14 protein-coding genes are annotated in these 11991 nt (G+C 73.7%); 3 read left to right on the top strand and 11 right to left on the bottom strand.

Features of this window, described 5'->3' with window-relative positions; translation table 11 throughout:
* The first annotated feature begins 181 nt into the window (after positions 1 to 181).
* Positions 182 to 772 carry an SCO3374 family protein gene (locus IE311_RS15250; protein WP_189832203.1) on the top strand — a complete coding sequence of 197 codons (591 nt, stop codon included), beginning with the start codon at positions 182 to 184 and terminating at the stop codon, positions 770 to 772.
* Here IE311_RS15250 and IE311_RS15245 read toward each other — a convergent pair.
* The 10 genes from IE311_RS15245 to IE311_RS15200 form a co-directional block, all read right to left on the bottom strand.
* Positions 751 to 1086, bottom strand: coding sequence for a histone-like nucleoid-structuring protein Lsr2 (locus IE311_RS15245; RefSeq protein ID WP_189832202.1), 336 nt, complete (start codon positions 1084 to 1086; stop codon positions 751 to 753). The two genes, IE311_RS15250 and IE311_RS15245, sit on opposite strands and share 22 nt — an antisense overlap.
* A 167-nt stretch (positions 1087 to 1253) precedes the next feature.
* On the bottom strand, positions 1254 to 1799 hold the full coding sequence (locus IE311_RS15240; protein ID WP_189832201.1) for an amino-acid N-acetyltransferase: 546 nt from the start codon (positions 1797 to 1799) through the stop codon (positions 1254 to 1256).
* Between the two features lie 9 nt (positions 1800 to 1808).
* A complete protein-coding gene (locus tag IE311_RS15235; protein WP_189832200.1) occupies positions 1809 to 2231 on the bottom strand; it encodes a BlaI/MecI/CopY family transcriptional regulator in 423 nt (140 codons plus the stop codon).
* 120 nt (positions 2232 to 2351) lie between these two features.
* The gene (locus IE311_RS15230; RefSeq protein WP_189832199.1) at positions 2352 to 2534 is read right to left on the bottom strand and encodes a hypothetical protein; all 183 of its coding nucleotides are present in this window, start codon (positions 2532 to 2534) and stop codon (positions 2352 to 2354) included.
* Positions 2535 to 2548: 14 nt separating this feature from the next.
* Positions 2549 to 3121 carry a hypothetical protein gene (locus IE311_RS15225; protein WP_189832230.1) on the bottom strand — a complete coding sequence of 191 codons (573 nt, stop codon included), beginning with the start codon at positions 3119 to 3121 and terminating at the stop codon, positions 2549 to 2551.
* A 397-nt stretch (positions 3122 to 3518) separates the two neighbouring features.
* Positions 3519 to 4325 (bottom strand): type III pantothenate kinase, encoded by an 807-nt coding sequence (locus tag IE311_RS15220; RefSeq protein WP_187621655.1) that lies wholly within the window; start codon positions 4323 to 4325, stop codon positions 3519 to 3521.
* The gene (gene nadC, locus IE311_RS15215) at positions 4325 to 5362 is read right to left on the bottom strand and encodes a carboxylating nicotinate-nucleotide diphosphorylase (protein ID WP_189832198.1); all 1038 of its coding nucleotides are present in this window, start codon (positions 5360 to 5362) and stop codon (positions 4325 to 4327) included. Before nadC ends, IE311_RS15220 begins: the two co-directional genes overlap by 1 nt.
* Positions 5363 to 7057 (bottom strand): L-aspartate oxidase, encoded by a 1695-nt coding sequence (locus tag IE311_RS15210; RefSeq protein ID WP_189832197.1) that lies wholly within the window; start codon positions 7055 to 7057, stop codon positions 5363 to 5365.
* A complete protein-coding gene (gene panC / locus IE311_RS15205) occupies positions 7054 to 8109 on the bottom strand; it encodes a pantoate--beta-alanine ligase (protein WP_189832196.1) in 1056 nt (351 codons plus the stop codon). Before panC ends, IE311_RS15210 begins: the two co-directional genes overlap by 4 nt.
* Positions 8106 to 9023, bottom strand: coding sequence for a Rossmann-like and DUF2520 domain-containing protein (locus tag IE311_RS15200; RefSeq protein ID WP_189832195.1), 918 nt, complete (start codon positions 9021 to 9023; stop codon positions 8106 to 8108). The genes panC and IE311_RS15200 overlap by 4 nt, the downstream gene beginning before the upstream one ends.
* Before the next feature lie 125 nt (positions 9024 to 9148).
* Between IE311_RS15200 and IE311_RS15195 the strand changes: the two genes are divergently transcribed.
* Positions 9149 to 10315 carry a threonine aldolase family protein gene (locus IE311_RS15195; protein WP_189832194.1) on the top strand — a complete coding sequence of 389 codons (1167 nt, stop codon included), beginning with the start codon at positions 9149 to 9151 and terminating at the stop codon, positions 10313 to 10315.
* A gap of 212 nt (positions 10316 to 10527) precedes the next feature.
* Here the strand turns inward: IE311_RS15195 and IE311_RS15190 are convergent, their stop codons facing one another.
* Positions 10528 to 10734: a hypothetical protein gene (locus IE311_RS15190; RefSeq protein WP_189832193.1), complete on the bottom strand. Its 207-nt coding sequence runs from the start codon at positions 10732 to 10734 to the stop codon at positions 10528 to 10530.
* Between the two features lie 147 nt (positions 10735 to 10881).
* Between IE311_RS15190 and IE311_RS15185 the strand changes: the two genes are divergently transcribed.
* Positions 10882 to 11970, top strand: coding sequence for a DUF5937 family protein (locus IE311_RS15185; RefSeq protein WP_189832192.1), 1089 nt, complete (start codon positions 10882 to 10884; stop codon positions 11968 to 11970).
* Positions 11971 to 11991 lie beyond the last annotated feature (21 nt).

The raw sequence follows: 11991 nt of genomic DNA, 5'->3' as shown, positions 1-11991 counted from the left end.
AAGCACTGACACTCCATGCGGCGTACCCCGGTTCCCTCCGCTACCAGCGAACACCCTTGCGCTGCCGAATGCACTCGTAGGCCCCATCACGGACACCTTGCGCGTTCGGAAGGGGACCGATGGTCACCGCGGTGGTCCACCGCGGGCGTAACCAACGTGCCCTCGCGGGAGTTCCCCGGGCATGGCCTTCACCGTCCCGCTCCCCCGTACGCCGCTCGACGGTGGTCTGGCGCGGTGGTACGAGCACGAGCTCGGCTGGGCGACGGCGGCGGGGCCACCGGTGCAGCTGGTCACGGGGCTGCGCTTCGACGTCCTGGAGCTGCCCGCCACGGCCGGTCACGGCGTGCTGCGCCGGATGGGCGCCGCCACGGGTCCGGTGGCCCTGCTGGGGCGCCGGATGCGGCTGCTCGTGGCCGCGGGGAGCGCGGAGGAGCTACCGGGCCTGCTCGACTGGCTCGAGTGGGGCGGGATCTCGCTGGACCTGGCGGTACTGGGCGCCGACGGCCGGATGACCGCGCCCCTTCCCCCGGGGCGGGGCGGATCCGGCGCGCCGGGCGACGCCGTGTGGCTGCGGGCCCCGGCACCGGGCCGCGAGGTCGAGTCCTCGCTGCCGGCGCTGCGGTCCGCGCCGTGGGGCGATGCGGATGCCCCCTGCTTGGTGCGTCTCGTGGCCGCCGCCGCGGCGGAGTGCCACCGGGTGCGGCTGCTGAGTGCCCGGGCCCGGGGGCCGCAGGCTCAGCAGCTGCCGCCTCAGCGGTTCGCGTCCTCGTAGGCAGCCTTGATGTCGGCGGGTACGCGACCGCGGTCGTTCACGTTGTAGTTGTTCTCCTTGGCCCACGCGCGGATCTTCGCGGTGTCCTGGCTGCCCGTCGCCACGGCACGGCCCTTACCGCGTCCGCCGGTGGTGCGGCCACCGGTGCGACGACCGCTCTTGGTGTACGGCTCGAGCAGGCCACGGAGCTTTTCCGCGTTGGCGGTGGTGAGGTCGATCTCGTAGGTCTTGCCGTCCAGCGCGAACGTCACCGTCTCGTCCGCCTCGACGCCGTCGAGGTCGTCGACAAGAAGGACCTGAACCTTCTGTGCCACCGGATTTCCTTTCATCGAAAATGCAGTACGCGGAAAGGAAACCGCTTTTCCCGGAAAAACACAAACCCCTGGCAGAGGTTCAGAAGCCCGGCAACGCGGGAAACGTGCGCGATTCGGACATAGGGTTCCGCGTGGGGTTCCGTCCGGGGTTCACCGCGGGTTCCGGGTCACAGGTGCAGAAGCATCCGACTGTTGCCCAAGGTGTTCGGCTTCACTCGTTCGAGACCGAGGAACTCCGCGACTCCCTCGTCATAGGAACGGAGGAGCTCGCTGTAGACATCTCCGTCGACCGGGGTCTCGCCGATCTCGACGAAGCCGTGCTTCGCGAAGAAGTCGACTTCGAAGGTCAGGCAGAATACCCGCCGCACACCGAGCCATCGGGCGGTGTGCAACAACTTGTCCAGCACCTGATGTCCCACTCCGGCGCCCTTGAAGTCGGGATCGACGGCGAGAGTACGGACTTCCGCGAGGTCTTCCCACATGACGTGGAGAGCGCCGCAGCCGACGACCGTGGCGTCCTCGTCGCGTTCCGCGACCCAGAACTCCTGGATGGCCTCGTAAAGGGTGACGGTCGCCTTGTCGAGAAGGATGCCGCGCCGGACGAAGGGATCGACGAGACGGCGGACCGCGGCGACATCTCCGGTGCGGGCCCTGCGTACGGTGACGGCTTTGGCGGAGGCCGCGGAGGCGGCCTGGGAAGCAGACGGCGACATGGGGGGACGCTATCGCTCCCGGGCGCCGGTTCCTTCGCCGCCCTCCTCGGGCGGCGGGGCGGGAAGCGGGTTGTCGCGCTGGACGATACGGATGGCGTCGTTCAGGGCTTCGCGCTGGTCCTGCGACATCATCCCGAAGAAGGCGACGAGCGCGGCGGCCGGGTTGTCGCTCTGCGCCCATCCCTCGTTCATCAGCGCGGCCGCGTATGCGGCGCGGGTGGAGACCGCCGTATATCGATAGGCGCGGCCGTCGACTTCTCTGCGGACCCAGCCCTTCTGATGGAGATTGTCCATGACGGTCATGACGGTGGTGTAGGCGATGGACCGTTCCTGCTGAAGGTCCTCCAGAACTTCCCGGACGGTCACCGGACGGTTCCATTGCCAGACGCGCGTCATGACGGCGTCTTCTAGCTCTCCCAAAGGACGGGGCACAACGCCACTTTAGTGCGCAAAACACCTAAAGGATGTCATTGACAGAGGAAAACGCAACAAAAAGGACGTACGACCTCGAAGGGTCGTACGTCCCGGGTACCGCCGCGGTCAGCGCGGAGCTCAGTCCCTGCTGCCGCTGCCCGTCGACTGGCGCGTGGCCTCGGCGCGGGCGAACGCGGCGTCCACGATCGCGTCCTCCTTGGCCTTGTTCGGACCGCCCTGGCTCTTGATGATCGTGGCGACGACACCGAAGAAGAACACGGCCATCACGATGGGGGGCAGGAGCGCGGATACGTATTCCATGCCGACCAGACTAGCTATCCGGCGACGCGTTCCTCCGGCGGGGGCGGGGGTACAGGCCGTCGGCGCGGCGGGAAGACCTCGGAGGGCTTGGGCACCGGACGTTCGGCCGGGGCGGGCGGCGTCGGCTTGGGCTCGTCGGCCGCCGTGCGTCCGCCGGGGAGGGCGAGCAGCCGGACCCTGGCGGTGACGGCCGCGGGGCCGGCGGTGGCCTGGGAGACCCTGGCCAGGCGGGCGCGTACGGAGCGTTCGGCGAGGATCCGGCAGCGGGCGAGCAGCGCGGCGGCGGCGGGGTTGCGGCGGAGCGCGCGCAGGGCGGCGAGGTCGTCGGCCGCGGGGTCGTACCCGGCGGCCAGTGCGTCCCGGAGGAGCTCCAGATAGCCGCTGAGGGACCCGGGGAGCGCCTCGCGGTAGCGGACCAGGTCGTCGAGGAGGAAGGCGCGCAGCCGGCCGGCCTCGCGCACGGCCTCGTCGACGGATTCGGCCAGGCGCAGCGCGTCCTGGACGTCCTCGTCCTGGAGGGGGGCGGGGTGGAGGGCGACGGCGAGGGCACGGCGGAGCACACGCAGCTCGTCCGCGCTGAACGCCATGCCGCCGCGGGATCCGTATGGCGTGGGCATGGGCCGACGATACGCGCTAATCGGACAATTTCCTCTTAGCGATCATTCCGGCGCGCCGAAGGTCGGAGGCCCCGACGGGGCGCCCCACCTGCGACGGCCGGTCCGCCGGGCCCTTCCGCCCGGCGCCCGACCCCGCCCGGCTCCGGGCAGGGCCCCGGGCCGCCGTGGCGGGCCGCCCGGGCCCTGGACCGCGGTGGGCCGACGGGGCGCTGCCAGGGCGCCCTGGTGGGCCGACGGGGCGCCGCACCGGTGCCGGGCCCACGCGTGGTGCCCGCGCCGGGTGCCGGGCCTGTGCCGGGGCCTGTGCCGGCCCGGCGGAGTCCCGGCAGGTGCGGTCACGGCCCGTGCGGTCCCGGCCCGTGCGTCCTCACATGCGGGAGACGTTCCGCTCGTACACCAGGCGCAGACCGATCAGGGTCAGCCAGGGCTCGTGCTCGTCGATCTCCTTGGAGTCGGCCAGGACCATCGGCGCCAGACCGCCCGTCGCGATCACCGTGACGTCCGAAGGGTCCCCGCCGGGACCGACGAGCTCCCGCTTCATCCGGGCGACCACGCCGTCGACCTGGCCCGCGTAGCCGTAGACGATGCCCGACTGCATCGCCTCGACCGTGTTCTTGCCGATCACACTGCGCGGGCGCGCCAGCTCGATCTTGCGGAGCATGGCCCCCTTCACCCCGAGCGCCTCGACCGAGATCTCGATGCCCGGCGCGATCGCCCCGCCCGCGTACTCGCCGCGCGCGGTGATCGCGTCGTACGTCGTCGCCGTACCGAAGTCGACGACGATCGCCGGGCCGCCGTAGAGCTCGACGGCGGCGACCGCGTTGATCACGCGGTCCGCGCCGACCTCCTTGGGGTTGTCCGTGAGGACCGGGACGCCCGTCTTGACGCCCGGTTCCACCAGGACCGCCGGAACGTCCCCGTAGTAGCGCCGCGTCACCTCGCGCAGCTCGTGCAGCACCGAGGGGACGGTCGCGCAGATGGCGATCCCCTCGATGCCGTCGCTCAGCTCGACGCCGAGCAGCGGGTGCATGCCCATGAGGCCCTGGAGCAGGACCGCCATCTCGTCGGCGGTGCGGCTCGGATCGGTGGAGATCCGCCAGTGCTCGACGATCTCGTCACCGTCGAAGAGACCGAGGACCGTGTGCGTGTTGCCGACGTCGATGGTGAGCAGCATCAGGCCCGCACCTCGCGCAGGTCGAGGCCGATGTCGAGGATCGGGGAGGAGTGGGTGAGACCGCCGACCGCCAGGTAGTCCACGCCGGTCGCCGCGTACGCCGCCGCGTTCTCCAGGGTGAGGCGGCCCGAGGACTCCAGGACAGCGCGGCCGGCGACGAGGGCGACGGCCTCCTCGGTCTGGGCCGGGGTGAAGTTGTCGAGCAGGATCAGGTCGGCGCCGGCCTCCAGGACCTCGGAGACCTGGGGCAGGGTGTCGACCTCGACCTCGATGGGCAGCTCGGGGAAGAGCTCGCGCACGGCCTTGAAGGCCTCGGCGACACCGCCGGCCGCCACCACGTGGTTGTCCTTCACCAGGGCCGCGTCGGAGAGCGACATGCGGTGGTTGACGCCGCCGCCGCAGCGGACCGCGTACTTCTCCAGGGCGCGCAGGCCCGGCGTCGTCTTGCGGGTGTCGCGGACCTTGGCCCTGGTGCCCTCCAGCGCGTCCGCCCACGCGCGCGTGGCGGTGGCGATGCCGGAGAGGCGGCACAGGATGTTGAGCGCGCTGCGCTCGCCGGTGAGCAGGTCGCGGGTGCGGGCGGTGACGCTGAGGAGCACGTCCCCGGCCTTGACGCGCTCGCCGTCCTCGACGTGCCGCTCCACCTCGAACTCGTCGGCGCACACGATGGACAGGACGGCCTCGGCGACCCGCAGGCCGGCCACGACACCGGCCTCGCGGGCGGTGAAGTCGGCGGTGGCGACGGCGTCCTCGGGGACGGTCGCCACGGTCGTCACGTCGACGCCGCCGTCGAGGTCCTCGGCGATCGCGAGATGGGCGATGTCCTCGACCTGGACGGGGTCGAGACCGGCGTCCGCGAGGAGCTCGGCGAGCGCCGGGTCCAGACCGCACTCGAACTCCTCACCGCCGCCGCAGCCACAGCCGTCGCCGCAGCCTCCGGCGTCCCCCTCGGGAGTCGCGGAGGACGCCGAGGCGGCGCTGATCTGGATCAGAGGGACGTCCACGGGCTCGGGACGGGCTTCCTCGGGCGTGGTCACTTACGGCTCCCTGGGTGCGTCGGAGGTGGGGGGAAGGTCATGCGTGGCGGTCGCCCGGACGTCGAGGGTCCGCTCCGGGGTGAGGCGTACGACGAGATGACGGCGCCAGTCCGTGTCGTCGCGGTCCGGGTGGTCCTCGCGCCAGTGGCAGCCGCGGGTCTCCTCGCGGCGGCGGGCGGCGGCGACCAGCACCCGGGCGACGCACAGCAGGTTGGTGGTCTCCCAGGCGTCCACGCCCGGCTCACCGGCCTTGGTGTCGTCGGAGCCGCCCGCGAGGGCGTCGCTGTGCAACGTGTCGAGGGCCTCGGCGGCCTCCCGGAGGCTGGCCTCGGAGCGCAGTACCCCGGCGCCGGCCGTCATGACCCGCTGGATACGGGTCCGGGCGCCCGCCACGGGCAGCGGCAGGGTCACCGGGGCCGGGTGCGGCACCGGGGCGCCCGGCTCGCGCGGGGCGGCGGCGATGACGTCGTCGGCGATCCGCTCGGCGAAGACCAGGCCCTCCAGGAGCGAGTTCGAGGCGAGCCGGTTGGCGCCGTGGACGCCCGTGCAGGCGACCTCTCCGCACGCGTAGAGGCCGGGGACGGTCGTACGGCCCCGCAGGTCGGTCCTGACGCCGCCGGAGGCGTAGTGGGCGGCGGGGGCGACCGGGATCGGCTCCGTCACCGGGTCGATGCCGTGCGAGCGGCACGCGGCCAGGATCGTCGGGAAGCGTTCCTCCCACATCTCGGCGCCGAAGTGGCGGGCGTCGAGGTACATGTTCTCGGTGCCGTGCTCCTGCATGCGGCGCGTGATCGCCTTGGCGACGATGTCCCGGGGCGCGAGCTCGGCCAGCTCGTGCTGCCCGGTCATGAAGCGGACCCCGTCGGCGTCGACCAGGTGGGCGCCCTCGCCCCGTACCGCCTCGGAGACCAGCGGCTGCTGGCCCTCGGAGCCGGCGCCGAGGAAGAGCACGGTGGGGTGGAACTGGACGAACTCCAGGTCGGAGACCTCGGCCCCGGCGCGCAGGGCGAGGGCGACACCGTCGCCGGTGGAGACGGCCGGGTTGGTGGTCGCGGAGAAGACCTGGCCCATGCCGCCGGTGGCGAGAACCACCGCGGGCGCGTGGACGGCGCCGACGCCGTCGTGCTGTCCCTCGCCCATGACGTGCAGGGTGACGCCCGCCGTACGGCCCTCGGCGTCCGTCAGGAGGTCCAGGACGAGGGCGTGCTCGACGGTGCGCACACCCCGGTCGCGTATCGCCTCGACCAGGGCCCGGGAGATCTCGGCGCCGGTCGCGTCCCCGCCCGCGTGCGCGATGCGACGGCGGTGGTGGCCGCCTTCGCGGGTCAGCGCGATCTCGCCGTCGGCGGTCTTGTCGAAGTCGGCTCCGGTGGCGATCAGACGGCGGACGGCGTCCGGTCCCTCGGTGACCAGGGCCCGCACGGCCCGCTCGTCGCACAGTCCGGCTCCGGCGACGAGGGTGTCGTCGAGGTGCTGCTCGGGGGTGTCGCCGTCGCCGAGCGCGGCGGCGATGCCGCCCTGGGCCCAGCGGGTGGAGCCGTCGTCGAGCCTGGCCTTGGTGACGACGACCGTACGGAGCCCGGCGGCGGTGCAGCGCAGGGCGGCGGTGAGGCCTGCGACGCCGGAGCCGACCACGACGACATCGGCGTCGATGGCCCAGCCGGGTGCGGGGGCGTGCAGCCGTATTCCGGTCACTGGGTGGCTCCGAACGTGGTGGACATGGTGGCTCCGAGGAGGAGGGGGACGTTGTCGATCAGCCGCGTGGCGCCCACCCGCGCGGCGACGGCGAGGATCGCCTCCCCGTCGTGGTCGGCGGCGACCTCGGTGAAGTCGGACGGGTCGACGAGGGCCAGATAGTCGAGGACGAGCCTCGGCTCGGCCTTGGCGGCGTCGTCGAGCACCGCGCGGGCCGCGGCGCGCACGACGTCGGCGCCGCGGCCCTCGGCGGCCTGCGCGACCGCATGGGCGTCGGCGGCGGCCCGTGCCTCGCCGAGCCGGGAGAGTGCCTCGGCGCGGTTCTCGCCCCGGCCGTGGGCGCCGGGCAGGGCCTCGGCACGCGCGCGAAGGGCCGCCTGGGCGGCCAGCCGGTCCTGGGCGGCGAACAGCGCGCCGGACAGCGCCAGGGCCGTACGGCGCTCCTCGGACGACAGGTAGCGGTTGCGGCTGGAGAGGGCGAGCCCGTCGCCCTCGCGGACGGTCGGCACGCCGACGATCTCCACCGGGAAGTTCAGGTCGCGGGCCATCCGGCGGATCAGGGCCAGCTGCTGGGCGTCCTTCTGACCGAAGAAGGCCAGGTCAGGGGCAGTGAGATGGAGCAGTTTGGCGACCACGGTCAGCATGCCGTCGAAGTGACCGGGCCGGGAGGCGCCTTCGAGTCGCTCACCCATGGGGCCCGCGGTGATCCGGACCTGGGGCTCGCCGCCCGGGTAGACCTCGTCGACGGAGGGCGCGAAGACGGCGCTCGCGCCCGCGGCGAAGGCGATCTCCAGGTCGGCGTCCAGGGTGCGCGGGTACCGGTCGAGGTCCTCGCCCGCGCCGAACTGCAGCGGGTTGACGAAGACGGTGACGACGACGGTGCCGTCGGGCCCGACCCGCTCGCGGGCGGTGCGGACCAGGGTGGCGTGGCCGTCGTGGAGGGCGCCCATGGTCATGACCACGGCCCGGCGGACACCGCTGCCGCTATCCAGGGCGTGCAGCTCCCGCGCCGTGCGGACGAGTGTGAGGGGGGTGGCGTGCGAGACGTTCATCGGGGCTCCCCCTCGGCGAGTACGCCCAGCAGGTCCTCGGCCAGCTCGGGCTTGAGCAGACCGTGCGCGAGCGCCCGGTCGGCGGTGGTGCGGGCCATCGCCAGATAGCCGGCGACGGTGCCGGGCGCGTGCTTGCGCAGCTCGGCGACATGGGCGGCGACCGTGCCGGCGTCGCCGCGCGCGACCGGGCCGGTGAGGGCCGCGTCCCCGGACCGCAGGGCGTTGTCGAGGGCGGCGCCGAGGAGCGGGCCGAGCATCCGGTCGGGGGCGGCGACCCCGGCCTTGTGCAGCAGTTCCATCGACTGGGCCACCAGGGTGACCAGGTGGTTCGCGCCGAGGGCCAGGGCCGCGTGGTACAGCGGGCGGGCCTCCTCGGCGATCCACTCGGGCTCTCCGCCCATCTCGATCACCAGGGCCTCCGCGGCGAGCCGCAGCTCCTCGGGCGCGGTCACCCCGAAGGAGCAGCCGGCCAGCCGCTGGACGTCGACCGGGGTGCCGGTGAAGGTCATGGCGGGGTGCAGGGCGAGCGGCAGGGCTCCGGCCCGCCGGACGGGGTCGAGGACCCGTGCCCCGTACCGCCCCGAGGTGTGCACGATCAGCTGTCCCGGCCGTACGGCTCCGGTGTCGGCGAGGCCCTCGACGAGACCGGGCAGGGCGTCGTCCGGCACGGTGAGCAGGACCAGGTCGGCGAGGGCGAGGACACGCGCGGGCTCGACGACCGGGACCTCGGGCAGGAGGGCCGCGGCGCGGCGCCGGGAGGCGTCGGAGACCGCGGAGACGGCGACGGGGCGGTGCCCGGCGAGCCGGAGGGCGGCGGCGAGCGTGGGGCCCACGCGGCCCGCGCCGACGACTCCGACGGTGAGCCGGGCGGGTCGGTCCTCGGCTCGGGGCTCTGGCGCTGCTGATGCGTTCACGGTGGGGACGGCCTTCCGTTCCAGTCCTCGGCGGGTACCGGACGATTTCTGGTCATGCTACGCCAGCGTTTCGCGCTGCTCCGTGGCTGTCCACAGGGTGTGGGCGGTGGTGTGATGATCGGTCCATGAATCCTGTGGAACCTGTCGACCCCCCGGACGAGGAAGCGGCCCGGCTCCACCGGGCGAAGGTCTGGGGCGGCGCCGACCGCACGCTGTGGCGCACCCAGGTGGACGGCACGGTGGGCGCGCGGCTGCGTGAGCTCGCCGACTGGGCCGAGACCTCCGGCCGTGGCGGGGCGGCGCTCGACACCTACGGGGACGGGCTCGTCGAGGAGCTGGAACGGCGCGCCGCCGAGGAGCTCGGCCTGCCCTCCGCCGTCTTCTTCCCGACCGGCACGATGGCGCAGCAGGTGGCGCTGCGCTGCTGGGCCGGACGCACCGGCAGCCCCGTCGTCGCCCTCCACCCGCTCGCCCACCCCGAGGTCCACGAGGGCGGCGCGCTGGCGGCCGTCTCCGGGCTCCGTACCGTCCACCCGACCGACGCGCCGCGGCTGCCGACGGCCGAGGAGGTTCGGGAGCACCCGGAGCCCTTCGGGACGCTGATGCTGGAGCTGCCGCTGCGGGACGCCGGCTTCGTCCTGCCGTCCTGGGAGGAGCTGACCGAGGTCGTGGAGGCCGCGCGCGAGCGGGACGCGGTGGTCCACTTCGACGGGGCGCGGCTCTGGGAGTGCCCGACGCACTTCGGCCGTCCGCTCGCGGAGATCGCGGGGCTCGCCGACAGCGTCTACCTCTCGTTCTACAAGTCCCTCGGCGGGCATTCCGGCGCCGTGCTCGCCGGGCCCGAGGACGTCATGGCCGAGGCACGGGTGTGGCGGCACCGCTACGGGGGCCAGGTCTTCCAGCAGTACCCGGCGGCCCTCTCCGCGCTCCGGGGGCTGGACGAGGAGCTGCCCCGGCTGCCCTCGTACGTGGCCCACGCGCGCGTGGTGGCCGACGCGGTCCGGGAGGCGCTCACGGAGGCGGGCACCGGATGGTTCCGGATCCACCCCGAGGCCCCGCACACCCACCAGTTCCGGGTCTGGCTGCCGTACGACGCCGAGCGGCTGACGGCGGCGTCCCTGGCCCTGACCGAGGCGACCGGAACGGTCCTCTTCCGCCGCTGGTTCACCCCGGGCGCGGACGGACCTCCGGGGGTGGCGGTGACGGAGCTGACGGTGGCGGGACCGGGCCTGGAGTGGACGGCGGAGGATGTGAAGGCGGCGGTACGGGACTTCCTGGCGCAGCTGGGGTAGCGGGCCCGTTCGCGAATCCCTTTCCCCGCATCCCCTTCTCGCGCGGCCTCTTCTCGCGCGGCCCCCCGGTCACGAGCCCCCGGCGGTCAGGAGGCGCGGGGCGTCCGGCGGTCAGGAGGCGCGGGGCGTCCAGCGGTCAGGAGGCGCGGGGCGTCCGGCGGTCAGGAGGCGCGGGGCGTCCGGCGGTCAGGAGGCGCGGGGGCGTCCGGCGGTCAGGAGGCGCGTCGGCGCAGTCGACGGCGCAGGGCGGCTCGCAGGCCGCCCCTCGCCGGGCGGCCCGCGAGCACCCGCTCGAAGCGGCGCCGGTCGCGGACCGACCGCAGGACGGCGATGTCATGGGTGCCGGGCGCCGGCGGCATCGGCTCACCGAGGCGAGCGGCGCGGTAGGTGTCGAAGAGGTACTGGTGCATCGCGTTCATGACCTCACCGTGGGCCCGGCCCGAGGCCCCTGGCGCGTCGATTGACGGCTCCCGTCAAACGGCGGTCCCGGGCCCCCCGTCACGTCGATTGACGGCTCCCGTCAAACGGCGCGACACCTTCCCGGCCCCACCCCGCACCATGGTGGGGTGAGCGTGACCATCGACATCACCGCACTGCCGCGCGAGCGGATCGTGTTCTGCCCCTCGCCGCTGGCGGAGCTGGGCGCCTCCCTGCACGTCCTCGCCGAGCCCGCGCACCATGCCAGGCTCCACGCCTGGGCGGCCACGACGGCCGCCGCGCTCGAACCCGAGCTCGCCGACCGGCTGCACGAGGCCGACTTCATGTGGCGGTCCACCCGCTCCGACTTCCTGCTGCCCGCCCAGCCCCGCGCGACCCTCGCCGAGGAACTGGACGACCTCGACCGCATGGACGACGAGAAGTACGTGGGCTCGGCCCTGGAGATCTCCTGCGCCAGCCGGTACTCGCGCGGCGCCCCCTCGCCTCTCGTCGACGAGCGGATGCGGCGCCGGGCGCTCGAACTGGCCACCGCGCGCGGACCGCGCCAGGCGGCGTTCGTGGAGCGGATGCTCGCCGATCCGCCCGGCACGCGCGCGTGGATCCGGCGGCTCATGGAGGACTGCGACGAGGCCTTCTTCGCCGACACCTGGCGCCGCGTCCGGGTCCAGCTCTCCGCCGACGCCCGCCACAAGACGGAGCTGATGCGCCGCAAGGGCCTGGCCGAGGCCGTCGCCGACGCGTCCTCCGCGATGGTCCTCGAAGAGGACGGGGCGGGCTCCCGGATCGTCGTCGACAAGCTGCTCCAGGGCCGCACCGACGCCGAGGGCTCGGGCGTGACGTTCCTGCCGACCGCCTTCGGTTGGCCGCACCTCTTCGCGCTGCACGCCCCCGGCTGGCAGCCGGTGATCCAGTACCCGGTGCCCGCCCGCGACCTCGGCGGCGGCGCACCCGTCGACACGGTCAAACTGCGGATGGAGGCGGTCGCCCACCCGATGCGGATGCGGCTGAGCCGCAGCCTCGCCCGGGGGGCGTACTCGACGAGCGAGCTGGCCGACACGTACGGCATCAGCGCCCCCGAGGTCTCCCGCCACCTCGCGGTCATGAGGAAGGCCGGTCTGATCACCACCCAGCGGCGTGGCCGCTACGTCCTGCACCAGCTGGACGTGGCCGTCGTCGCCCGCCTCGGCAGCGACTTCCTGGAGAGCGTGCTCCGATAGGGGCCGACCGGCGGGTCCTCG

The organism is Streptomyces zaomyceticus, assembly GCF_014656215.1.
Taxonomy (GTDB): domain Bacteria; phylum Actinomycetota; class Actinomycetes; order Streptomycetales; family Streptomycetaceae; genus Streptomyces; species Streptomyces zaomyceticus.
Note: the sequence above shows the minus strand (reverse complement) of the source record. Positions and strands in the feature narration are given on the sequence as shown.

Excerpts from the sequence above, each read along its gene's own strand:
- IE311_RS15250 (WP_189832203.1), top strand. The coding sequence starts at position 182 with ATGGCCTTCACCGTCCCGCTCCCCCGTACGCCGCTCGACGGTGGTCTG.
- IE311_RS15240 (WP_189832201.1), bottom strand. The coding sequence starts at position 1,799 with ATGTCGCCGTCTGCTTCCCAGGCCGCCTCCGCGGCCTCCGCCAAAGCC.
- IE311_RS15230 (WP_189832199.1), bottom strand. The coding sequence starts at position 2,534 with ATGGAATACGTATCCGCGCTCCTGCCCCCCATCGTGATGGCCGTGTTC.
- IE311_RS15225 (WP_189832230.1), bottom strand. The coding sequence starts at position 3,121 with ATGGCGTTCAGCGCGGACGAGCTGCGTGTGCTCCGCCGTGCCCTCGCC.
- IE311_RS15220 (WP_187621655.1), bottom strand. The coding sequence starts at position 4,325 with ATGCTGCTCACCATCGACGTCGGCAACACGCACACGGTCCTCGGTCTC.
- panC (WP_189832196.1), bottom strand. The coding sequence starts at position 8,109 with ATGAACGTCTCGCACGCCACCCCCCTCACACTCGTCCGCACGGCGCGG.
- IE311_RS15195 (WP_189832194.1), top strand. The coding sequence starts at position 9,149 with ATGAATCCTGTGGAACCTGTCGACCCCCCGGACGAGGAAGCGGCCCGG.
- IE311_RS15190 (WP_189832193.1), bottom strand. The coding sequence starts at position 10,734 with ATGAACGCGATGCACCAGTACCTCTTCGACACCTACCGCGCCGCTCGC.